Source organism: Sinomonas sp. RB5 (genome assembly GCF_054063535.1).
Genome location: NZ_JBSSGJ010000004.1, coordinates 46,928 through 68,311 on the forward strand (window position 1 = coordinate 46,928; position 21,384 = coordinate 68,311).

The 21,384-nt window shown below is 72.2% G+C and carries 20 protein-coding genes; 3 read left to right on the plus strand and 17 right to left on the minus strand.

The features are described from left to right. Positions 1–7: 7 nt before the first annotated feature. Together ACVWWH_RS06460 and hflX are read right to left on the minus strand one after the other, a co-directional pair. Positions 8–2,092 carry an ATP-dependent DNA helicase gene (locus ACVWWH_RS06460; RefSeq protein WP_457316030.1) on the minus strand — a complete coding sequence of 695 codons (2,085 nt, stop codon included), beginning with the start codon at positions 2,090–2,092 and terminating at the stop codon, positions 8–10. Next, a complete protein-coding gene (gene hflX, locus ACVWWH_RS06465; protein WP_457316031.1) occupies positions 2,085–3,692 on the minus strand; it encodes a GTPase HflX in 1,608 nt (535 codons plus the stop codon). Before hflX ends, ACVWWH_RS06460 begins: the two co-directional genes overlap by 8 nt. Positions 3,693–4,022: 330 nt before the next feature. Here hflX and ACVWWH_RS06470 point away from each other — a divergent pair, with 330 nt between their 5' ends. Next, positions 4,023–4,634 carry a class I SAM-dependent methyltransferase gene (locus tag ACVWWH_RS06470; protein WP_066497281.1) on the plus strand — a complete coding sequence of 204 codons (612 nt, stop codon included), beginning with the start codon at positions 4,023–4,025 and terminating at the stop codon, positions 4,632–4,634. 85 nt (positions 4,635–4,719) lie between these two features. Further along, complete coding sequence (locus tag ACVWWH_RS06475; protein WP_457316032.1) at positions 4,720–5,187, plus strand: DUF488 domain-containing protein; 468 nt, start codon at positions 4,720–4,722, stop codon at positions 5,185–5,187. A gap of 9 nt (positions 5,188–5,196) precedes the next feature. Here ACVWWH_RS06475 and dapF read toward each other — a convergent pair whose 3' ends face one another. The 7 genes from dapF to ACVWWH_RS06510 form a co-directional block, all read right to left on the minus strand. Further along, on the minus strand, positions 5,197–6,138 hold the full coding sequence (dapF, locus tag ACVWWH_RS06480) for a diaminopimelate epimerase (RefSeq protein WP_457316033.1): 942 nt from the start codon (positions 6,136–6,138) through the stop codon (positions 5,197–5,199). Positions 6,139–6,148: 10 nt separating this feature from the next. Next, positions 6,149–7,147: a tRNA (adenosine(37)-N6)-dimethylallyltransferase MiaA gene (gene miaA, locus ACVWWH_RS06485; RefSeq protein WP_066497276.1), complete on the minus strand. Its 999-nt coding sequence runs from the start codon at positions 7,145–7,147 to the stop codon at positions 6,149–6,151. 71 nt (positions 7,148–7,218) lie between these two features. After that, complete coding sequence (miaB, locus tag ACVWWH_RS06490) at positions 7,219–8,751, minus strand: tRNA (N6-isopentenyl adenosine(37)-C2)-methylthiotransferase MiaB (RefSeq protein ID WP_457316034.1); 1,533 nt, start codon at positions 8,749–8,751, stop codon at positions 7,219–7,221. 65 nt (positions 8,752–8,816) lie between these two features. Then, positions 8,817–10,166 (minus strand): aggregation-promoting factor C-terminal-like domain-containing protein, encoded by a 1,350-nt coding sequence (locus tag ACVWWH_RS06495; protein ID WP_066497274.1) that lies wholly within the window; start codon positions 10,164–10,166, stop codon positions 8,817–8,819. 125 nt (positions 10,167–10,291) lie between these two features. Next, the gene (locus tag ACVWWH_RS06500) at positions 10,292–10,834 is read right to left on the minus strand and encodes a regulatory protein RecX (protein WP_457316035.1); all 543 of its coding nucleotides are present in this window, start codon (positions 10,832–10,834) and stop codon (positions 10,292–10,294) included. A gap of 4 nt (positions 10,835–10,838) precedes the next feature. Continuing rightward, complete coding sequence (gene recA, locus ACVWWH_RS06505) at positions 10,839–11,891, minus strand: recombinase RecA (protein ID WP_066497272.1); 1,053 nt, start codon at positions 11,889–11,891, stop codon at positions 10,839–10,841. 218 nt (positions 11,892–12,109) lie between these two features. Continuing rightward, positions 12,110–12,331 carry a DUF3046 domain-containing protein gene (locus ACVWWH_RS06510; protein WP_066497271.1) on the minus strand — a complete coding sequence of 74 codons (222 nt, stop codon included), beginning with the start codon at positions 12,329–12,331 and terminating at the stop codon, positions 12,110–12,112. 69 nt (positions 12,332–12,400) lie between these two features. Here ACVWWH_RS06510 and ACVWWH_RS06515 point away from each other — a divergent pair, with 69 nt between their 5' ends. Continuing rightward, complete coding sequence (locus ACVWWH_RS06515) at positions 12,401–12,865, plus strand: MarR family winged helix-turn-helix transcriptional regulator (RefSeq protein WP_066497270.1); 465 nt, start codon at positions 12,401–12,403, stop codon at positions 12,863–12,865. Between the two features lie 91 nt (positions 12,866–12,956). Here the strand turns inward: ACVWWH_RS06515 and ACVWWH_RS06520 are convergent, their stop codons facing one another. From ACVWWH_RS06520 to ACVWWH_RS06555, 8 genes are all read right to left on the minus strand, one after another. After that, positions 12,957–13,382: a helix-turn-helix domain-containing protein gene (locus tag ACVWWH_RS06520; protein WP_066497267.1), complete on the minus strand. Its 426-nt coding sequence runs from the start codon at positions 13,380–13,382 to the stop codon at positions 12,957–12,959. 149 nt (positions 13,383–13,531) lie between these two features. After that, on the minus strand, positions 13,532–14,035 hold the full coding sequence (locus ACVWWH_RS06525) for a CinA family protein (RefSeq protein ID WP_066497264.1): 504 nt from the start codon (positions 14,033–14,035) through the stop codon (positions 13,532–13,534). A 28-nt stretch (positions 14,036–14,063) separates the two neighbouring features. Next, entirely contained in the window at positions 14,064–14,597 is a 534-nt protein-coding gene (pgsA, locus tag ACVWWH_RS06530; protein ID WP_169803101.1) for a CDP-diacylglycerol--glycerol-3-phosphate 3-phosphatidyltransferase, read from the minus strand. A 69-nt stretch (positions 14,598–14,666) separates the two neighbouring features. Then, complete coding sequence (locus ACVWWH_RS06535) at positions 14,667–17,561, minus strand: FtsK/SpoIIIE family DNA translocase (RefSeq protein WP_066497259.1); 2,895 nt, start codon at positions 17,559–17,561, stop codon at positions 14,667–14,669. Between the two features lie 85 nt (positions 17,562–17,646). Further along, complete coding sequence (locus tag ACVWWH_RS06540; RefSeq protein ID WP_066497257.1) at positions 17,647–19,338, minus strand: ribonuclease J; 1,692 nt, start codon at positions 19,336–19,338, stop codon at positions 17,647–17,649. A 12-nt stretch (positions 19,339–19,350) separates the two neighbouring features. Beyond that, positions 19,351–20,259 carry a 4-hydroxy-tetrahydrodipicolinate synthase gene (dapA, locus tag ACVWWH_RS06545; RefSeq protein ID WP_066497256.1) on the minus strand — a complete coding sequence of 303 codons (909 nt, stop codon included), beginning with the start codon at positions 20,257–20,259 and terminating at the stop codon, positions 19,351–19,353. Positions 20,260–20,301: 42 nt separating this feature from the next. Further along, complete coding sequence (locus ACVWWH_RS06550) at positions 20,302–21,057, minus strand: carbon-nitrogen hydrolase family protein (protein ID WP_066497255.1); 756 nt, start codon at positions 21,055–21,057, stop codon at positions 20,302–20,304. A 38-nt stretch (positions 21,058–21,095) separates the two neighbouring features. After that, complete coding sequence (locus ACVWWH_RS06555) at positions 21,096–21,371, minus strand: hypothetical protein (RefSeq protein WP_457316036.1); 276 nt, start codon at positions 21,369–21,371, stop codon at positions 21,096–21,098. Between the last annotated feature and the right edge of the window lie 13 nt (positions 21,372–21,384).

Sequence of the window (21,384 nt, forward strand, 5' to 3'; positions counted from 1 at the left end):
CGCAGCCTCAGCCCGCCTGCGCGAGCCTCCCGAGCGCGTCCAGCACCACGCGGCGGTCGGTGGTGCCCCACAGCGGCGGCAGTGCCCCGCGCAGGAAGGCGCCATAGCGCTCGGTGGCGAGGCGCGAGTCGAGCACGGCCACGACCCCGCGGTCCGCGGTCGTGCGGATGAGCCGCCCGGCGCCCTGGGCGAGGCGCACCGCCGCGTGGGTCGCGGAGACGCTCATGAAGCCGTTGCCCCCGTCCTGGGCGACGGCCCGGGAGCGGGCGGACATGAGCGGGTCGTCCGGGCGCGGGAACGGGATCCGGTCGATCACGACGAGCCGGCACGACTGCCCCGGCACGTCGACCCCCTGCCAGAGGGACATGGTCCCGAACAGGCAGGTGTCCGGCTCCGCCGCGAACTGCTTCACGAGCGCGCTCATGGAGGACTCGCCCTGGCACAGGATCGTGGTCTCCAGCCGCGACCGCAGCTCGTCGGCGGCCTCCTCGGCCGCGCGCCGCGAGGAGAACAGGCACAGCGCCCCGCCGCGCGAGGCGGCAAGGAGTGCCTCGAGCTCGTCGAGCGCCTCGGGCGAGACGCCGCGGCAGGGCTTGGGCAGGTGCCGGGCGACGTAGAGCATGCCCTGCTTCGGGTAGTCGAACGGGGAGCCGACGTCCACGCCGGTCCAGGTGGGCGCGCCGGGGCCCAGGAGGCCGAGGGCGCCCGCGGTGGGCTCGAAGGCGGAGCCGATCGCGAGCGTCGCGCTCGTGAGCACCACGGTGTGCCCGTCGAAGAGCCCGTCGCGGAGCCTGCCGCCGATGCTCAGCGGCGCGATGTGGAGCATGGCCGGTGCGTCGTCGTCCGGCGCGGAGTAGCCCGTGACGGGGTCCGGGGCGCCCAGGCGGGTGACCCAGACGACTTCACGGTTGGCCTCGGCATCGAGGAGCCGCTCGCAGACCTCCAGGACGGCCATGAGCCGCGACCGGGCGACCTGCCGGGCGCCGTCGGCCGACTGCGACTCCCCAGGCTTCGAGTCGGAGAGGGCCACGCGGCACGCGTCCCGGACGAGCGCGACGTTCTGGGCCTGCTCCTCGTTCAGGCCGCGCGCCAGGAGGCCGGTAGGTGCGGAGGTGAGCGAGAGCTCCAGGGCGGTGGCGGCGCCCTGGAGCGCCTCGACCGAGATGGCGCAGTGCCGGCGCGCGCTCGAGGCGGCCGCCTGAATCATCTGCCCGGAGAGCTGGGCGCTCACGGCGCCGGTCACCCGGTCGGCGAGCTCGTGGGCCTCGTCGACGACCACCACGTCATATTCCGGGAGGACATTGAGGCCCTCGAAGGCGTTGATGGCGAGCATCGCGTGGTTGGTCACGACGATGTCGGCCTCGGCCCCGCGCTGGCGGGCGAGCTCGCTGAAGCATTCGGCGGCGAAGGGGCACTTCTGCGCGCCGAGGCACTCAAGGGCGGTCACGGAGACCTGCCGCCATGCACGGTCGGTGACGCCGGGGACGAGGTCGTCGCGGTCCCCGGTCTCGGTCTCCTCGGACCACTCGCGCAGCCGCTGCACCTCGCGGCCGAGCTGGCTCGTGGGCCCGGCGCCCGGGTGGGGCACCGCGTCCTCGCCGAGGGAGAACAGCTGGCCCTCGGCCGGCTCGTCGGTCGGGAACCCGCCCTCGAGCTTGTGCCGGCACAGGTAGTTGGAGCGGCCCTTGACCAGGGCCACGTCCACCGGCCGGTCCAGGTGGGGCGTGACCGCCTCGAGCAGGCGCGGCAGGTCGCGGCCCACGATCTGCGCCTGGAGCGCGAGCGTCGCGGTGGCCACCACTGCCGGGCGGTCGCTCGCCTGCGCATGCGCGATGAGCGGCACGAGGTACGCGAGCGACTTGCCGGTGCCGGTGCCGGCCTGGACAAGGAGGTGCTGGCCGTCGGCGATCGCCCGGGCGACCTGCCTGGCCATCTCGTGCTGGCCGTCGCGCTGCTGGCCGCCCATCGCGGCGACCGCCGCGTCCAGGAGGCCGAGCGCCTCGCGCTCGTCTGCCGCGCCGGCGGACGGTGGGCGCACGACGGCGGGCGCGCCCCCGCCGTCGTGCGCTGGGGTGCGGTGGGGATCAGTCATGGACGACGAACGGCTCCAGCTCCGCCGCGAACTCCTCCCGGACCACGACCTCGACGCGCGTGCCCGACTCGACGTGCTCGAGCGAGCGGATCTCCGCGCTCGAGGTGTGCAGCCGGTTGAGGATGTCGCCGCGGCTGTAGGGCACGAGGATCGTCAGGGCCACGTCGGGGCGCGGGATCGCGTCGCTGATGGCCTCCTTGAGCTCCGCGATGCCCTGCCCCGTCCGGGCCGAGACCACGACGTGGCGGGGCTCGCGCTGGCGGAGCCGCTCGAGGACGAACGGGTCCGCCGCATCGGCCTTGTTCAGGACGATGATCTCGGGGACCTTCCGGGCGTCGACGTCGGCGAGGACGGCGCGCACGGCGGCGATCTGGCCCTCGGGATCCGGATGCGACGCGTCCACCACGTGCAGGATCAGGTCGGCGTCCGCGACCTCCTCGAGGGTCGAGCGGAAAGCCTCCACGAGCTGCGTGGGCAGCGAGCGGACGAACCCGACGGTGTCCGCGAGCGTGTACGGCAGGCCGTCCGGAGTCTCGGCCCGGCGCACGGTCGGGTCGAGGGTCGCGAACAGCGCGTTCTGCACGAGCACGCCCGCGTCCGTGAGGCGGTTGAGCAGCGAGGACTTGCCGGCGTTGGTGTAGCCGGCGATCGCGACCGAGGGGACCTCGTTGCGCTTGCGGTTGGCCCGCTTGGTCTCGCGGGCCGGCTTCATGCCGGCGATCTCGCGGCGCAGCTTGGCCATGCGGGTGCGGATGCGCCGCCGGTCGAGCTCGATCTTGGTCTCGCCGGGGCCGCGGGAGCCGATGCCGCCGCCCGCGGCGCCGACGCGGCCGCCGGCCTGCCGGGACATCGACTCGCCCCAGCCGCGCAGGCGCGGGAGCAGGTATTCGAGCTGGGCCAGCTCGACCTGGGCCTTGCCCTCGCGGCTCTTCGCGTGCTGGGCGAAGATGTCGAGGATGAGCGCGGTCCGGTCGATGACCTTGACCTTGACGATGTCCTCCAGCCCGCGGCGCTGGGACGGGGAGAGCTCCGAGTCCACGACCACGGTGTCGGCCCCGGTCGCCGCGACGATGTCGCGCAGCTCGAGCGCCTTGCCCGAACCGAGGAAGGTCCCCGCGTCCGGCTTCTGGCGGCGCTGGACCACGCCGTCGAGCACCTCGGACCCCGCGGTCTCGGCCAGCGCGGCGAGCTCGCGAAGGGAGTTCTCCGCGTCCTCGAGCGTGCCCTCGGACCAGAGGCCGGCGAGCACGACGCGCTCGAGGCGCAGCTGCCGGTACTCGACCTCGGTGATGTCCTCGAGCTCGGTGGACAGGCCCGCCACGCGACGCAGGGCGCGCCGCTCGGCGAGGTCCTGCTGGTCGCCGTCGTAGTCTCCGTGCTCAGTCTCGACGTCGGTGATGGCCAGCGCACGGCCGTCGCCGAGCGCGCCCCGGGGGCGCTCCGAGCGCTGGTCGGCCCGGGAGCCCTTGGCGGTCGCAGCCTCCTCCTTCGCGAGGATCCTGTCGATCACCGCCTGGATGTCGGCCGGGCTGAGGTCCTGGGGCGCGTCGCTGCCCCCTGCCGCACGGGACGATCCCGTGGTGTGCTGTTCGTCGGTCATGGTCTCCTTCGAGGATGCAGTTCCAGAATAGTGCGGGCGCGCGGCGGCGCCACTGCGAGGCGGGGTGGGCTGTGGAAAAGCGCCCAGAGGGTGCTCGGGTAGCACGGTGCTCCTTGGTGGTCTCTGTTCGTGGTCCGGCCGGAATGGTCCATCGGCTCGGGGAAGGCCCGGAAACCCCGGCTGCGCACCTCAGGGGAGGGCAGCGGGAGGTGTCATCGGGTCACTTGAACAGGCGCATGAATCAAGTATACCGGATGCTGGGGGCCGCCCGCGGGGCACTGCCCGTGCGCGGCTCACGCCCCCGTCGGATTCGCACTAGGCTCGATTCCCATGGACCAGGCACACTACTTCAACGCCGACCCCGACATCCCGGACGTGCGCCGGCCGCTCGCCGTGGTCCTCGAGGGGCGCGAGGTGACGCTGCGGACCTCGGCCGGCATCTTCAGCCCGGACGGCATCGACAAGGGCACCGCGGTGCTCCTGGCCGAGGCGCCCGACCCGGCCCCCGAGGGCCACCTGCTCGACATCGGCTGCGGCTGGGGGCCGATCGCGCTCACCCTGGCCCTGCGCTCCCCCGCGGCCCGCGTCCACGCGGTCGACGTCAACACACGCAGCCTGTCCCTCACCGCCGAGAATGCCAGCCTGCTCGGGCTCGCCAATGTGGCGGCCGAGCTCCCCGGCGACGTCGACCCCGACATCCGCTTCTCGACCATCTGGTCCAACCCGCCCATCCGCATCGGCAAGGCCGCGCTGCACGAGCTGCTGCTCACCTGGCTGCCGCGGCTCGAGGTGGGCGGCGAGGCGTGGCTCGTGGTGCAGAAGAACCTCGGGGCGGACTCGCTCGCGCGGTGGCTCGCCGAGGAGCTCGGTGACGCGTACGACGTCGCGCGGCCGGCCACGTCGAAGGGCTTCCGCGTGCTGCGCCTCACCCGCCGCCGCTAGGGGTCCGGCCCATGACGAAGGTCTTCACCATCGGCCACTCGACCCGCCAGCTCTCCGAGCTCGTGGCGATGCTGCGCCCCCACGGGTGACGGAGCTGGTGGACGTGCGCTCGTTCCCGGCGTCGAGGAAGCATCCCCAGTGGAACCAGGACGCCCTCCGCGAGGGGCTCCCCACGGGGCTCGGCTACCGGTGGCTGCCGGCCCTGGGCGGCCGCCGGCACACGCCTGCGGGCACGCCCACTCCGAACGGCGGGTGGCGGGTGAAGGGCTTCCGCGACTATGCCGACTACATGGCCGGCAGCGACTTCCACGAGGGGCTCACCGAACTCGTCGGACTGGCCGAGGAGGGCGTCCCCGCCATCATGTGCAGCGAGGCGGTGCCGTGGCGCTGCCACCGCAGGCTCATCACCGACGCTCTCCTCGTGGCCGGCGTCGAGGTGGTGCACCTCATCTCGCCCACCTCCCAGGAGCGCGCGCAGCTCACGCCCTTCGCCCGCGTCGACGCGGACGGGCGGATCACCTACCCGCCGGCGGACGGGACGGGTGCCGGCTGAGCGCTGGGCTCAGCCGAGGGTTCCGTGCGCCACGATGACCGCGGGGCCCGAGAGCTCGACGTGCTCGCGGCCGTCGGGGCCCGGCACGAAGGAGACCCCCACCGTGCCGCCGGGGACGCCGACGGCCCACCGGTCTGGGGCACCGGCCCCGGCCCAGTACCGGATCGCGACCGCGGCCGCGCAGGCGCCGGTCCCGCAGGACTGGGTCTCGCCGACTCCGCGCTCGTGCACGCGCATGGTGATGCTGCCCACGCCGGCGGCCACGAGCGGGTCCGAGGGCACGACGAACTCGACGTTCGTCCCGTGCGGCGGCATGGGGTCGACGAGCGGGGCCGTGTAGAGGCCGAGTCCTGCGAGCTCGCTCGGTTCGGCGAGTGCCACCACGGTGTGCGGATTGCCCATGCTCACGCTCAGCCCGGGCCGGGCGACGTCGAGGCCGACGGCGGTGACGGTCGCATCGCTCGCCTCGGCGGCGGCGTGCTCCGGGTGGATGAACGTCCAGGGGCCCATGTCCACCGCGAAGCCGTCCTCGCGCCGCTCGACCCGCTTCACCCCGGCCCGCGTGCCGATGGGCAGCACCTCGCCGGGCGCGAGCTCGACGAGGCCGGCATCGAGCAGGAAGGCGACGAAGACCCGCACGCCGTTGCCGCACATCTCCGAGAGGGACCCGTCCGCATTGCGGTAGTCCATGAACCATTCCGCGCCAGGCTCCTCGGCAAGGACGGCCTCGCCTTCGGGGAGGCGGCGCGAGCGGATGGCGCGGATGAGGCCATCGGCGCCGAGGCCCTGGTGCCGGTCGCAGAGCGCCGCGGCCTCTGCCTCGCCGAGGTGCAGTGCTCCGTCGGGGTCGGCGACGAGCACGAAGTCATTGCCGGTGCCGTGCCCCTTGGCGAAGGGCAGGCCCGCCAGGGCTGCGAGGACGTGGGGTACCGAGGTCGTCGGAACGGTCATGCCCTCAAGCCTACCGGGCCGCGCCGCGGGCCTCGGGTTGGGGCGGTGAAGCCGCCACCGATGAGGAGTCGGCCTCCCGGACCACGGCGAGCGCCTGCTCGATCAGGTCCGGGGCCTGCGCGTCCAGCCAGTGCACGCGCGGGTCTGCGCGGAACCAGGTGAGCTGCCGGCGCGCGAACTGCCTCGTCGCGACGATCGTCTCCTCCGTGGCCTGCTCCGTGGTGGACGTCCCGTCCAGGACCGCAAGGAACTGGCCGTAGCCCAGTGCCCGCGACGCGGTGCGTCCGTCGCGCAGCCCCGCGGCGGCGAGCCGGGCGACCTCGGCGGGCAGGCCGGCGTCGACCATGCGGTGGACGCGGGCGGCGAGGCGCCGATGCAGCTCGGCCCGGTCGAGGTCGAGGCCGATCTGGACGGCGGGAGCCGCGTACTGGCGCTCGGGCATGAAGGAGCTGAACGGCCGTCCCGTGAGCTCGTGCACCTCGAGGGCGCGGATGACCCGCCGCGCGTCCCCCAGCCGGCCTGCGGAGACGGGGTCGACACGGCGCAGGCGCTCGCGCAGCGGCCCGAGGCCGCGCTCGGCCGCCTCGGCCTCGAGGCGGGCGCGGACCGCCGGGTCGGTGCCCGGGAACTCGAGGACGTCGAGCGCGGCGCGGACGTAGAGGCCCGAGCCGCCCACGAGGATCGCGCGCCGGCCGCGGGCGTGGATGTCCGCGATCGCCGCCCGCGCCCACCCCTGGAAGCGGGAGACCGAGGCCTCCTCGGTCACCTCGAGCACGTCGAGGAGGTGGTGCGGGACGCCGCGGCGCTCCTCAAGTGTGGCCTTGGCGGTGCCGATGTCCATGCCGCGGTAGAACTGCAGCGCATCGGCGTTGACGACCTCGCCGTCCAGGGCGAGCGCGAGGTCCACCGCGAGGTCCGACTTCCCGGACCCGGTCGGACCCACCACCGCGATGACCGGCGGCGCGGCGGGGACGGAGCCGGCGGCGGGGGGAGCCTGAGGCGCCGGCACGACGGCGGGTGGGCGGCCGGCGTCGTCCGCGCAACCCGGCCGCCCGCTCGGCGCTGCCTGTCCCACCGGGGCTATGCGCCGCGGACGGGCAGCGCGGGCATTCCCAGGCTCACCCCGCGGCCCGTGGACCCGGCGCCCGGCGCAGGCACCCCGCAGGAGTCGGCCTGGGAGCGGTCCCACGCGTCTCCGGCGCGCGAGCGGCGCAGCGAGTAGTCGGCCGGGTCGGCGGGGTCCGCGATGAGGTGGAACGCGGCTGCCTCGGTCACGGTCACGGTGACGAGGTCGCCCGGCCGGGGGGCCTGGGCGCCCTCGGGGACGGAGAAGTGCACGAGGCGGTTGTCCCGTGCGCGCCCGGAGAGGCGGTGGGTCTCCCCCGCCTTGCGGCCGGCCTGCGCCGTCGCCATCACCTCGAGGGTGCGGCCCACCTGGGCGGCGTTCTCCTCGGCGGCGATCCTGTCCTGGAGGGCGATGAGCCTCTCGTAGCGCTCCTGGACCACGGCCTTGGGCAGCTGCTCCGCCATGGTCGCGGCCGGCGTGCCGGGGCGCTGGGAGTACTGGAACGTGAAGGCGCTCGAGAACCGGGAGCGCTCCACGACGTCGAGGGTGGCCTGGAAGTCCTCCTCGGTCTCGCCCGGGAAGCCGACGATGATGTCGGTGGTGATCGCCGCGTGCGGGATCCGCTCGCGGACGCGGTCGAGGATGCCGAGGAACTTCGCGCTGCGGTACGAGCGGCGCATCTCGCGCAGGATCCGGTCGGAGCCCGACTGGAGCGGCATGTGCAGCTGCGGCATGACGTTGGGCGTCTCGGCCATCGCGTCGATGACGTCGTCAGTGAACGCCGCCGGGTGGGGGCTCGTGAAGCGCACCCGCTCGAGGCCCTCGATCTGCCCGCAGGCGCGCAGGAGCTTGCCGAAGGCGAGCCGGTCGCCGAATTCGACGCCGTAGGAGTTGACGTTCTGGCCCAGCAGGGTGACCTCGATCGCGCCGTCGTCCACGAGGGCCTGGACCTCGGCGAGGATCTCGCCGGGCCGGCGGTCGCGCTCCTTGCCGCGCAGGCTCGGGACGATGCAGAAGGTGCAGGTGTTGTTGCAGCCGACCGAGATGGAGACCCAGCCGCTGTAGACGGAGTCCCGCTTGGTGGGCAGGGTCGAGGGGAACACCTCGAGCGATTCGAGGATCTCCAGCTGCGCCTCGTCGTTGTGGCGCGCGCGCTCGAGCAGCGCCGGAAGCGCCCCCACGTTGTGGGTGCCGAAGACCGCGTCCACCCAGGGGGCCTTCGCGAGGATCGTGTCCCGGTCCTTCTGGGCAAGGCAGCCGCCGACGGCGATCTGCATGCCGGGGTGCCGCTCCTTGACCGGGCGCAGCTGACCGAGGTGCCCATAGAGCCGGTTGTCCGCGTTCTCCCGGACGGCGCAGGTATTGAAGACGACCACGTCAGGCTCGGCGCCCTCGGGCGCCTTCACGTAGCCGGCTGCTTCGAGGAGGCCGGACATCCGCTCGGAGTCGTGGACGTTCATCTGGCAGCCGAAGGTGCGCACCTCGTAGGAGCGCGGCGCAGAGGTCGTGGCGGGCTCGGCGATCGGGGCGGGCAAGGTGGAACTCACCCATCAAGCGTACCGGCAGCGGCCCGGCGGCCCAGCGCCCGCGGCGAGCGGACGCTGGGCAGGGGTCAGTACCAGTTGTTGGCCACTTCGTGGGCCCATGCGCCGCACGGCGAGCCGTAGCGGTCCCGGATGTACCCGAGCCCCCACGTGATCTGGGTGCGGTAGTTGGTGAGCCAGTCGCTGCCCGCGGTGGAGTACTTGGACGGCGGGAGGGCCTGCGCGATGCCGTAGGCGCCGCTCGAGGGGTTGGTCGCGTCCGTCATCCAGCTGGACTCCTTGTTCCAGAGGTTGACGAGGCACCCGTACTCGCCGCCTCCCCAGCCGTACCCGCCGAGCTGGCCGGACGCATAGGCCTGCGCACCTGCCGGGTCATCCGTGACGCCCACGCCCGGGCTCACGACCGGCGGGGGCGGCGGGGGGACGACCACCGGTGCGGGGGCCGCGGCCGGCTGCTGGACGGCGGCGGCGTTCTGCTGTGCGACGGCCTGCTGCTGGGCCTGCTGCTGGGCTGCGAGCTGGGCCTGCTGCTGCGCCCGCTCCGCGGCGGCCTGGGCCGCGGCCCGGCGCTGGGCCTCGAGGGCCGCCTGTTCGGCGGCGCGCCGCTTGGCCTCCTGGGCGGCCTCGTAGGCGGCCTGCGCCGCCTGGCCCTCCCGGTAGCCGCGTTCGACGTTCGCAGAGGTCCCCTTCAGGTCCGCCAGCTGCGCGACCAGCGTGTCCTCGTGCTGCTGCGTCTGGGCGACCGCGTCCTCGGCCTGCTTCTGGGCGTCCTGGGCGGCGCTGAGCTGCTGGGCCGCGGTGGCGGCGAGGTCGGCCAGGGCATCCTTGGCCGCCCGCGACTTGTCCTCGGCGGCGGTCGCCGCGTTGGCCGCCACCCGGTAGTCCGTGACAGCCTGTGCTTCCTGGTCGCCGAGCACCTGGAGGGTCTGGAGCCGGCCGATGCCGTCCTGCTGCCCCAGCACGGAGAGGGTCTGGATGGGGTCGCTCGGTGAGCCGCCCATGTAGGAATCGGCGGCGAACTGGCCGGCGGTCCGCTGGGCAGCGTCCCGCTCCGACGCCCTCTTGGCCGCTTCCTGCTCGAGGGCGGCGACCACCTGCTCCTGGTCCTTGACGGCCTGCGCGGCCCTCGCGTACGCGGCACCGGCGGCCACGGCCTTGGCCGAGGCATCGGCGGCGCTGGATTCCACAGTGGTCAGCAGGGACGCGATCCGGTCGCTCTCCGCCTTCGCGGAATCGACGTTCGCCTTGGCAGCCTGGACGTCGGCCCACGTCGGATAGCCCGACGGGGGCGTGTTGTCATCCGCCGTCGCACTCGGGGCTGCTGCCGGCACGACGGAGGCCAGGCAGAGCGCTAGGACGAGCGCAGCGCGGGCTGCGCCGGCGCGGCCGCCCGCGAGGACACCTCGTTCAGATCGCACCCGTCAGACGATACCGCAGTAATCCCATTTGTCACTCTAGTCACAGGATTCTCAGGAACCACACAGACACGCCGCCGCCCTCCTGGGCGCCGCGGCCGCCCCTCGCAACCGTGGGTGCAGGGGCCTCAGTCTTCCCCGTGTCCCAGGCTGTCGAGGGCCTCCGCGGCGATCCGGAAGGCCGCACCGGGGGCGTGTCCCTTGCGGGCGAGCATCGCCACCAGCCGCCTCAGCTCCTTGTCCCGTGCCGCAGGATCGTCGCGGTCGAACGGCCGGACGCGGCGCGCGAGCAGCCGACGCGCTGCTTCCTCCTCAGCCTCGGGCGAGAGCTCATCGAGCGCCTCCTCGGCCGTGTCGCCCGTGATCCCCTTCTCCCCGAGCTCGCGCCGGAGGGCCGCCCTGCCGAGGGACTTCGTCTCGCCGCGGCTGCGCACCCAGAGGCGGGCGAACTCCGCGTCGTCAACCAGGCCCACCTCTTCGAAGCGGTCCAGGAGCCTCGAGGCGAGGGCGTCCGGCACATTGCGGTCGCGCAGCTTCCGTTCGAGCTGCTGCCGGCTGCGCGGGCCGAGGGTCAGCTGGCGGAGCAGGATGGCCCGGGCCACCGACTCGGGGTCGGGCTCGGGATCCTGCTCCGCCTGCGGGGGCACGGGACGTCCGCTGCGGGCCGCCATGCGCCTACTCCCCGTCGACAGCCTTCAGGCGCGGCTGCTCCTCGCCCGACTCCGGCTTCACGCCGACGCCGAGCTTCTCCTTGATGAGCCGCTCGAGCTCCGCGGCAAGTTCGGGGTTGTCACGCAGGAACCGACGGGAGTTCTCCATGCCCTGGCCGAGCTGGTCGCCGTCGTAGGTGAACCAGGAGCCGGACTTCTTGATGATGCCGTGCTCGACGCCCATGTCGATGATGCCGCCCTCGCGGGAGATGCCCTGGCCGTAGATGATGTCGAATTCGGCCTGCTTGAAGGGCGGAGCCATCTTGTTCTTGACGATCTTGGCCTTGGTACGGTTGCCCACCGAGTCGGCGCCCTCCTTGAGGGTCTGGATCCGGCGCACGTCGATGCGGACGGACGCGTAGAACTTGAGCGCCTTTCCACCCGTGGTCGTCTCGGGGGACCCGAAGAACACGCCGATCTTCTCGCGGAGCTGGTTGATGAAGATCGCGGTGGTCTTGGTCTGGTTGAGGCGGCCGGTGACCTTGCGCAGCGCCTGGCTCATGAGGCGGGCCTGGAGTCCGACGTGGCTGTCGCCCATCTCGCCCTCGATCTCCGCGCGCGGCACGAGCGCGGCCACGGAGTCGATGACGATGATGTCGAGCGAGCCCGAGCCGACCAGCATGTCCATGATCTCGAGCGCCTGCTCGCCGGTGTCCGGCTGCGAGACGAGCAGGGCGTCGGTGTCGACGCCGAGCTTGGCCGCGTACTCGGGATCCAGGGCATGCTCGGCGTCGATGAACGCCGCGATGCCTCCGTTCCGCTGTGCGTTGGCGACGGCGTGGAGCGCGACCGTCGTCTTGCCCGAGGACTCCGGGCCGTAGATCTCGACGACGCGTCCACGCGGAAGGCCGCCGATCCCGAGAGCGACGTCGAGCGCAATCGACCCGGTCGGGATGACCTCGATCGGGGCGCGCGTGTCATCCCCGAGGCGCATGATCGATCCCTTGCCAAACTGCTTGTCGATCTGCGCGAGCGCTGCCTCGAGTGCCTTCTGGCGCTCTGGCGTTCCTGCTGCCATGTCTACCTCCGGGTCTGGTCGTTCGCGGCAGCGCCCTGTCCTGCCCGCCGCTCTTCCATGCCGCTCACGCTACCGATGCCCACCGACAGTCGAACGCGTCGACCCCGCTATGTGCACATCTCGGCGCGCTGCCGCGCGTGGAATCCTCTGTGGAGGACATTACCCCTCTCCCGAACACATCTTCGAATCCGGCCCCGGCGTGTCGCAGATCCCGCGCGTCAGTCCTTGAGCGGGCGGTCCTTCCCGAGGCGGCGCTCGTCGGGCACATCCTGCAGGTCACAGACGGCGAGCCACACGGTGCGGGGGTGCACGCCGGCCTTGAGCGCCTCCTCGGCCGTGCGGCCTCCGACGGCGGCGAGCACGGCGGACGAAGCCAGGACATGGGCGTACCCGCTGCCGAATTCGTCTTCCATGAGCCGCCAGAAATCGCTGTTCCTCACTAGTCCATTCTCCTCTCCGCCGCTGTGGCGGCCACGCGCCGCCCGCACCGGCGCACCTAAGATGGTGGCATGCCTTCTCCGCCTGCCTCCGCCGGGTTCGACGCCGCCCTGGTCGACGTCGAGCAGCAGCTCGGCCTGTTCTGGAGGCGCGGGCGCGCCGCGTCCCTCGGCCTGTCGAAGGACCTGCATCCCGAGCTCGACCCGGCAGCCTACGGGCTGCTGACGATCCTCTTCGGCGAGGGGCCGCGGCGGGTGACGGACCTCGCCGCGACCGTCGGCGTGGGCAAGCCCACCGTGAGCCGCCAGATCGCCCTCCTCGAGGAGATCGGGCTCGTGGCCAAGGAGGCCGACCCCCACGACCGCCGCGCACAGCACGTGGCCCTGACCCCGGCCGGCCGCAGCCATGTCGAAGACCTGAGGGCGCGCAGGCACGAGTACTTCGCAGAGCGCCTCGCCTCGTGGGACACGCGCGAGCTGGCCGAGCTCGCCCGCTACCTGCACCGGCTCAACGAGGACCTGGCACCGCGGGCCTGAGCGGGACTGCGGCCCGGCGTCCGGCCGCATCGCCTCCCGGGCATGACGGAGGGCCGGGCGCTCGGCGCCCGGCCCTCCCCTGCTGATGACGTCAGCTGACCTGGGTCAGCTCGGCGTCGAAATCCGTGTTCATGTCTCGCCCGTACCGCTGGGCGAACTCCTGGGGCACCGTGTCCGGAATGGTGATGCCCTCTGCGACGGCGACCCGGTCGCTGACCTCGCGCAGCATGACCGAGAGCGGGACGTCCAGTGCGGAGCAGATCGACGACAGCAGCTCGGAGGACGCTTCCTTCTGGCCGCGCTCCACCTCGCTCAGGTACCCGAGCGATACACGCGCGTTGTGCGAGACTTCACGGAGCGTGCGGCCCTGGCGCTGGCGGACGTCGCGCAGGACGTCTCCAATCTCATGACGCAGAACAACCATCTTGCGCTCCTTCTGTTCCTGCTTACCGATGTCGGCCAATCCCACATCACGCCAGCGCACTACGCCGTTGACGGATACGGGCTGCTTAACCATGTGTATCGATGCGCTCCTTGGCTCGGGCTCCCCGACGCTCGGGGCTCCGTGTGTGACTCATCCTAGTGGTGCCGCCATCGCTTGACGACACTATCCACAACTCTGGACACGTCTGCATTGTTCCCCGCCGCGCGCCACACCGAACCAATTCACAGCTCGCTCCCAGTTTCTGCGCCGGGTGCTGGGGCGGCGCTCCCGAGCGCAGCGAGGAGGGCGGCGAGGGCCGCCTCGGTCGCGGCGCGGCGGATCGCGGCCCGGTCGCCGTCGAACGCGTAGGCGTGCACAGCGGAGCCCGCCGGGCCGGAGACGCCGACGAACACGGTGCCGACGGGCTTGCCGTCGTGCGGCTCGGGGCCCGCGGCGCCCGTGGTCGCGACGCCGTAGTCCGCGCCGCAGACCCGCCTGGCCCCGTCGGCCATCTGGCGGGCGACCTCTGCGTCCACGGACCCGGCCCGTGCGAGCAGTTCCGCCGAGACGCCGAGCACTGCTGCCTTCACCTCGCTCGCGTAGCTCACGACACCGCCCCGCAGCATCGCGGAGGCGCCGGGAACATCCGCCAGGGCGGCCGCGACGAGCCCCGCGGTGAGCGACTCGGCGGTCGCGGCCGTGGCCCCGCGGGCAACGAAGGCCTCGACCACCTCGCGTGCCGTCACGGGCCTGGCTCGGTCACCGGGCACCGGCTCACTCGCCCTTCTGCGCCGCCGCCCGCAGGCGCACGGCCTTGAGGACGTAGTCGGCGCCGGTGACCACGGTCACGGCGAGGGCGAGGACCATCACCCAGAAGGCGATGGCGGAGAGCACGGCGAGGCCGGGGGTCAGCGGGAACAGGTAGAGCAGGATCGCCACGGTCTGGAGCACGGTCTTGAGCTTGCCGCCGCGCGAGGCGGGCATGACGCCATAGCGGATCACGACGAAGCGCAGGGCCGTGATGCCCCACTCGCGCACGAGGATCAGGGCCGTGATCCACCACGGCAGCTCGGCGAGCACCGAGAGCAGCACGAGCGCAGCCCCGGTCAGGAGCTTGTCCGCGATGGGGTCCGCGATCTTGCCGAAGTCGGTGATGAGGTTGCGCCTGCGGGCGATCGAGCCGTCGAGCTGGTCGGTGTAGATCGCGACGGCGAACAGGCCGAAGGCCACCCAGCGCAGCGGACCGTGCGCCGTGCCGTCGGCCAGCAGCGACCAGATGAAGAACGGCACGAGGACGATCCGCGCCATCGTGAGGATGTTCGGGAGGTTCCAGAGCTGGGAAGGGGACGCCGACGGCGAGGAGGTCACCGTCTCAGCCTAGCGCCCGGTCAGCGACCACGCGTCTTCGCCGCCCTCGTCGTCGTCCCCGTCGTGGTAGTCGACGGCCTGGGGCCGCGAGTCGAGGTCCCTGGCCACGACGTCCTCCGCGTAGGGCGAGTCGTTCTCGTACTGACCCAGATGGTGGTTGGCGCTCGCGTTGTCAGCGAGGGCCTCGTCGGCGGCACTCCCCGACGACGACGGCGCGTCCTGGCCGCGCAGCGCGGCGAGGACCGCCGGCAGGTCGTCCGGCTTGACGAGCACGTCACGGGCCTTGGAGCCCTCGGACGGCCCCACCACGCCACGGCTCTCGAGCAGGTCCATGAGCCGGCCCGCCTTCGCGAACCCGACCCGCAGCTTGCGCTGGAGCATCGACGTCGATCCGAACTGGGTCGTGACCACGAGCTCGGTGGCCTGCAGGAGCACCTCGAGGTCGTCTCCGATCTCCTCGTCGATCTGCTTCTTCTCCGGCTCCGCCGCGACATCGTTGCGGTAGGTGACCTGGAGCTGGCCCTTCACGTGCTCGACGACCTTGTGGATCTCCGACTCGGAGACCCAGGCGCCCTGCACGCGCATGGGCTTCGAGGCGCCCATCGGCAGGAAGAGCGCATCGCCCTGGCCGATCAGCTTCTCGGCGCCGGGCTGGTCGAGGACCACGCGGGAGTCGGTGACCGAAGAGGTCGCGAACGCCATGCGCGAGGGCACGTTGGCCTTGATGAGGCCGGTGACGACGTCGACCGAGGGCCGCTGGGTCGCCAGGACGAGGTGGATGCCGGCGGCGCGCGCGAGCTGGGTGATGCGCACGATCGAGTCCTCGACGTCCCGGGGCGCGACCATCATGAGGTCCGCGAGCTCGTCGACGATGACGAGCAGGTAGGGGTAGGCGCGGATCTTCCGCTCGGATCCCGGCGGCGGGACGACCTTGCCGGCACGGACCGCCTTGTTGAAGTCGTCGATGTGCTTGAACCCGTAGTTGGCCAGGTCGTCGTAGCGGGCGTCCATCTCGCGGACCACCCACTGGAGGGCCTCGGCGGCCTTCTTGGGGTTGGTGATGATCGGGGTGATGAGATGCGGGACGCCCTCGTAGGCCGTGAGCTCCACGCGCTTGGGGTCGACCATCACCATGCGCACCTCGTCCGGGGTCGAGCGCATGAGGATGGAGGTGATCATCGAGTTCACGAACGAGGACTTGCCCGCGCCGGTCGCGCCGGCGACGAGGAGGTGCGGCATCTTGGCGAGGTTCGCGACGACGAACCCGCCCTCGACGTCCTTGCCCACGCCCATCACCATCGGATGGTCGGTGCGGCGCGCGTTCTGGCTGCGCAGGACGTCTCCGAGCGAGACCGTCTCGCGGTCGGTGTTCGGGATCTCGATGCCGATGGCGCTCTTGCCCGGAATTGGGCTGAGGATGCGCACGTCGGAGCTCGCCACGGCGTAGGCGATGTTCTTCGACAGGGCCGTGACCTTCTCCACCTTGGTGCCCGGTGCGAGCTCGATCTCGTAGCGGGTCACGGTGGGGCCGCGGGAGAAGCCGGTGACCTCGGCGTCCACGTTGAACTGGGTGAGGGTGCTGGTCAGCGCCGCGACGACGGCGTCGTTCGCCTCGGTCCGCTCCTTCGGCGCCGACCCCTGCACGAGGAAGTCGGAGGACGGCAGCGTGTACGCGACGTCTCCCGAGAGCTGCAGCTGCTCGGTGCGCTGGGGAATGGGCGTGGGCGGCGGCGTGGGGGCCACCGGCGTGGAGGGCACCTGGACGGCCGGGGCGGTGCTGGGTGCCGGCATCCCGACCGTGGGGATGGCCTCCGTGGCACCCTCCACCGGCTTGCCGTCCCCGGCCTGCTCGTTGCCGCGGCCCTGGGCGGCGCGGATCTTCTGGATCGCCGCCTCTGCCTGGGACCGCCCGGCCGGCGGGGCGGCCATGGCCGCGGTCGCGTCGGGGTCGTCGACGACCGCGCGCTCGTAGGGCTCATCGCCCGCGAAGCCGTCTCCGGAACCCTGCTCCTCCTCGAGGTCCTTGCCGAACATGCGGCGCTTCTTCGTGCGGCGCTCCCGCGCGGCCTCCTGGGCGCGGCGCTCGGAGTCGTACAGGTAGCTGCGGTCGTGGGCGTCCTGCTCCTCGGGAGTCAGGTCCAGGCCCATGAGGTGGTCCCACGCGCCCCGGACCCGGCGCGGAATTGCAGCGAAGGGGGTCGCCGTGACGATCAGGACCGAGATGAACGCGAGCGCGGAGTAGACGATGACCGGGATGGCGGGATGGACGGCCGCCAGGAGGGACGCCGCCAGGAAGCCGAGCATGCCGCCGGCGGCGCGGAGGCCGTCGAAGCCCGCGGCGGCGGAGGGCAGGCCGCCCAGGACGTCGGCGATGCCCGTGGCCGCGAACGTCATCACCAGGAATCCGATGCCGACCCGGTTGTTGCCGCGGTGGTCGGCGGGCTTGCGGAAGAGCCGGAAGGCGCAGACGCCGAGCATGAGGGGCAGCAGGAGCGAGACCCAGCCGAACGTTCCGTTGACGACCGCGTAGACGGCGTCCGGGAACCAGCCCTTCCAGCCCCACCACGCGAAGGTCGCGATGAAGACGGCCAAGACGAGGTTGAACAGCGCGGCGCCGTCGCGGCGCTCCTCGGGATCGAGGTCGCTGACATCGGTGCCGATGCGCCGGACCCCGCCGCCGACGGTGTGCGCGAGGGCGCCCCAGGTTCCGCCGATGAGGCGCGCCGGCCACGGCTGGCCCGCGTCGGTCGCGGTCACGCCGCGCGACGACGAGCTCCCCTTGCCGGACGCCTTGGCCCGGGACGCGCCTGCGCCCGACCGGCCGCGGGCCGCGGGCGCGGAGGTCCGGGTGGGTCTGGTCTTGGAGGTGCCGGCCTTTGGCGTGGAGGAGGTACGAGTCGCCATACTCGCCACGCTACCGCGAAAGGCCGCCGCTCCCGCGGATTTCCACGGGAGCGGCGGCCTGCGCGAGGTCCGCCAGGCGGTGCCGTCAGGCCTCCAGGACCACCGGGATGATCATGGGCTTGCGCCGGAGCTTGCGGCTCACCCAGGTCCCGATGACCCGCCGGATCACCTGCTGGAGCTGGTGGGCCGTGTGGTCCGGCTTCGCGAGGATCGCCTCCTCGAGGGCCGCATTGATCTTGGGGATGATGTCGTCGAACACGGCGTCGTCCTCGGCCACGCCGCGGGCGTGGATCTCGGGGCCGGTCACGACCTTGCCCGTCGAACGGTTCACCACGGTGATGACGGAGATGAAGCCCTCCTCGCCGAGGATCCTACGGTCCTTGAGGTCGACGTCGGTGATCTCCCCGACGCTGCTGCCGTCGACGTAGACGAAGCCGACCTCGACCTGCCCGACGATCTTCGCCGCACCGCCCTTGAGGTCGACCACGGTTCCGTTGTCGGCGAGGATGACGCTGTCCGGCTCCATGCCCGTCTCGAGCGCCAGGTTGCCGTTGGCGATGAGGTGGCGGGTCTCGCCGTGCACCGGCATCGCGTTGAGCGGCTCGACGATGTTGTAGCAGTAGAGGAGCTCGCCGGCGGCCGCGTGGCCGGAGACGTGGACCTTGGCCATGCCCTTGTGGATCACGTTCGCGCCGAGCTTGAGGAGGCCGTTGATGACGCGGAAGACGGCGTTCTCGTTGCCCGGGATGAGCGAGGACGCGAGGATCACGGTGTCGCCCTCGCCGACCTGGACCCGGTGGTCGCCGTTGGCCATGCGGGAGAGGGCGGCCATGGGCTCGCCCTGGGATCCGGTGGACATCAGCACGAGGCGGTGGTCCGGGATGTCGTCGATGGCCTTCATGTCCACGAGGATGCCCGGCGGCACGTCGAGGTAGCCCAGCTTGGCCGCGATCCCCATGTTGCGCACCATCGACCGGCCCACGAAGGCGACCTTGCGGCCATGCTGATGGGCGGCGTCGAGCACCTGCTGGACGCGGTGGACGTGCGAGGAGAAGCTGGCCACGATGATCCGCTTGCGCGCCTGGCCGAAGAGCCGGTCCAGGGTGGGGCCGATCTCCTTCTCCGCGGTGGTGAAGCCCGGGACGTCCGCGTTGGTCGAGTCCGCCATGAACAGGTCCACGCCCTCCTCGCCCAGGCGGGCGAAGTGGCGCAGGTCGGTGATCCGGCCGTCGAGCGGGAGCTGGTCCATCTTGAAGTCGCCGGTGTGGAGGACGGTGCCGCCGGCGGTGCGGATGAAGACGGCGAGCGCATCCGGGATCGAGTGGTTGACGGCCACGAACTCCGTCTGGAACGGGCCGAAGTCCAGGACCTGGCCCTCCTCCACGACCCGCAGCACCGGAGTGATACGGTGCTCGGCGAGCTTCGCCTCGACGAGGGCCAGAGTCAGCTGCGAGCCGACGAGGGGGATGTCCCGGCGGTGGCGCAGGAGGTACGGGACGGCACCGATGTGGTCCTCGTGGCCGTGGGTTAGCACGACGGCAAGGATGTCCTGGATGCGGCCCTCGAGGTAGGAGAAGTCGGGCAGGATCAGGTCCACGCCCGGCTGGGTCTCTTCGGGGAAGAGGACGCCGCAGTCGACGACGAGGAGCTTGCCCTCGATCTCGAACACGGCCATGTTCCGCCCGACCTCACCGAGCCCGCCGAGCGGGACGATCCGCAGGGTCCCCGACGGGAGCGGGGGCGGAGTGGTGAGGACGGACAGGGCTCGTTGGGTCATGCTGGGCTGCTCCTAGGCGCCGAAGTCCATTCCGGCTTCGGCGAGATCGTTGCGGATGAGGGCGAGCTCCGCGTCGCCGGGCTCCACAAGCGGGAGGCGGACCACGGAGTTGGGCAGGACACCCTGCCACTTGAGAACCTGCTTGGCGGCGACCGCGCCCTGGACCCGGGTCATGATCCCGCGGATCACCGGGTCGAGGTCGAAGTGGACCTGGCGGGCGGCTGCGAAGTCGCCGGCGAGCGCCGCGTCGACGAGCGACCGGAACTGCTTGGTGGCGACGTGCGCCGTGACGGAGACGACGCCGAGGGCGCCGGCGGCCATCCACGGGAGGGTCAGGCCGTCGTCGCCCGAATAGACGGCCAGGTCAGTCTTGGCGAGCACGCGCGTGACCGAGGCAAAGTCGGCCTTGGCGTCCTTGAGGCCGACGATGCGCGGGTGCTCGGCCAGACGGAGGATCGTCTCGGGAGCGATCGGGATGCCCGACCGGCCGGGGATGTCGTAGAGCATGACGGGCAGCTCGGTGGCCGAGGCGACCGTCTCGAAGTGGGCCTGGACGCCGGCCTGGCTGGGCTTGTTGTAGTAGGGCGTGACGAGGAGGAGGCCGTCGACGCCGAGGGCCTCGGCCCGGCGCGAGAGGCTCACCGAGTGGCGGGTGTCGTTCGTGCCCGTCCCCGCGATGACCTTGGCCCGGCCGCCCACGGCCTCGAGGACGGCCTTGAACATGCCGAGGTTCTCCTCGTCCGTCAGGGTCGAGGTCTCCCCCGTGGTGCCGGTGACGACGAGTCCGTCGCAGCCGTCATCGACGAGCTTGGCTGCCAGGGACGCCGCCGCATCGTAGTCGACCTCGCCGTCGGCAGTGAACGGGGTCACCATTGCCGTGAGGAGCGTGCCGAAAGTGCGCGTGCGGTTCTCGTCTGCCATGTATAGAACGTTACCGTGTACGCTGCCGCTTTGGGCAACGCGTCAGGCCGGGCGGGCGTAGCGCGCGAGGGCCGAGCGGAACAGGATCGCCGTGACGACCTCGGCGCCGGTCCCGGCAGCAGAGGCGATCCGGTGCCCGTCGGGCCCCCACACCCCGCTGTGGCCACACGAGGCACCCAGCGCACTGGATCCCCCGGCGTTCGCGAGCAGGGCGAAGAACCTGCTGTCCATGGCGCGGGCGCCGAAGTGGAGGTCGAGCCGGCGCTCCTCCCCCGCTACATAGACGGCCGAGGCCGCGTACAGGTCCGCTCCCGCGGCGGCCGCCTCGGCAGCGTGGCCCGGCTGCGCCACGTCGAAGCAGACGGCCAGCGCTACCTTCCAGCCGTCGACCTCGACGACCGTGAGGCGGTCCCCGGGCTCGAAGATCTCCCTCTCCCGGCCGTGGAGGTGCATCTTGGGGGCGATCACGGCGGGTGCTCCGGGGCGCACGAGGACCGAGGCGAGATGCGGCGTCCTGTCGGGCTCGCGGACCGCCGCGCCCACGACGGCCGAGATCCCCATGTCCTCGCAGGCCGCCTGGAGCTCGGAGAGCTGGGCCGAGGGGCGGGTGAGCCAGGCGGACTCGTCGGAGAAGAGGTCCAGGTCATAGCCGGTGAGCGAGAGCTCGGGGAAGACGGCGAGCCTGGCCCCGTGGGCGTCGGCGTCCTCGAGGAGCCGCACGTGCTCGTCGATGTTCGCAGCGAGCCCGCCCGGGAGCGCCACGGACTGCACGGCAGAGACGGTCAGCTCGGCGGACATACGCCCATCCTAGGCCAACCGCTCGCACGGGCCGGGGGTCAGGCGCGTCCGTGGGTGCGGGCCGCGCGTTCCCTGCGGGCGGCCTCGGCGCGGATGCGGACCCAGTCCTCGAGGCGGCGGCAGGCCGCCATGAAGGCCTCGAGCTCGCGCGCGGTCAGGAAGGCGAGGTCCGGCTCGGAGAGGCGGCGCGCGAGCTCTCCCGGCGGGGGCTCGCCGGGAAGCAGCGGCCCTCCCGCGCGCCATGCGGGCTGCCACCGCGGCGGCACCGGTCCATCTCCCCGAGGGTCCTGCGGGTGGTCCTGCGCCGTGCTCATACACCCATGCTAT

Coding starts and splice junctions, on each gene's coding strand:
- dapA (WP_066497256.1), bottom strand. CDS start 20,259: ATGGCAGACGAGAACCGCACGCGCACTTTCGGCACGCTCCTCACGGCA.
- ACVWWH_RS06470 (WP_066497281.1), top strand. CDS start 4,023: ATGGACCAGGCACACTACTTCAACGCCGACCCCGACATCCCGGACGTG.
- hflX (WP_457316031.1), bottom strand. CDS start 3,692: ATGACCGACGAACAGCACACCACGGGATCGTCCCGTGCGGCAGGGGGC.
- dapF (WP_457316033.1), bottom strand. CDS start 6,138: ATGACCGTTCCGACGACCTCGGTACCCCACGTCCTCGCAGCCCTGGCG.
- ACVWWH_RS06540 (WP_066497257.1), bottom strand. CDS start 19,338: ATGACCCAACGAGCCCTGTCCGTCCTCACCACTCCGCCCCCGCTCCCG.
- ACVWWH_RS06520 (WP_066497267.1), bottom strand. CDS start 13,382: ATGGTTAAGCAGCCCGTATCCGTCAACGGCGTAGTGCGCTGGCGTGAT.
- ACVWWH_RS06555 (WP_457316036.1), bottom strand. CDS start 21,371: ATGAGCACGGCGCAGGACCACCCGCAGGACCCTCGGGGAGATGGACCG.
- pgsA (WP_169803101.1), bottom strand. CDS start 14,597: ATGGCGCGGATCGTCCTCGTGCCGTTCTTCATCTGGTCGCTGCTGGCC.
- ACVWWH_RS06535 (WP_066497259.1), bottom strand. CDS start 17,561: ATGGCGACTCGTACCTCCTCCACGCCAAAGGCCGGCACCTCCAAGACC.
- recA (WP_066497272.1), bottom strand. CDS start 11,891: ATGGCAGCAGGAACGCCAGAGCGCCAGAAGGCACTCGAGGCAGCGCTC.
- ACVWWH_RS06500 (WP_457316035.1), bottom strand. CDS start 10,834: ATGGCGGCCCGCAGCGGACGTCCCGTGCCCCCGCAGGCGGAGCAGGAT.
- ACVWWH_RS06550 (WP_066497255.1), bottom strand. CDS start 21,057: ATGTCCGCCGAGCTGACCGTCTCTGCCGTGCAGTCCGTGGCGCTCCCG.
- ACVWWH_RS06460 (WP_457316030.1), bottom strand. CDS start 2,092: ATGACTGATCCCCACCGCACCCCAGCGCACGACGGCGGGGGCGCGCCC.
- ACVWWH_RS06515 (WP_066497270.1), top strand. CDS start 12,401: ATGCCTTCTCCGCCTGCCTCCGCCGGGTTCGACGCCGCCCTGGTCGAC.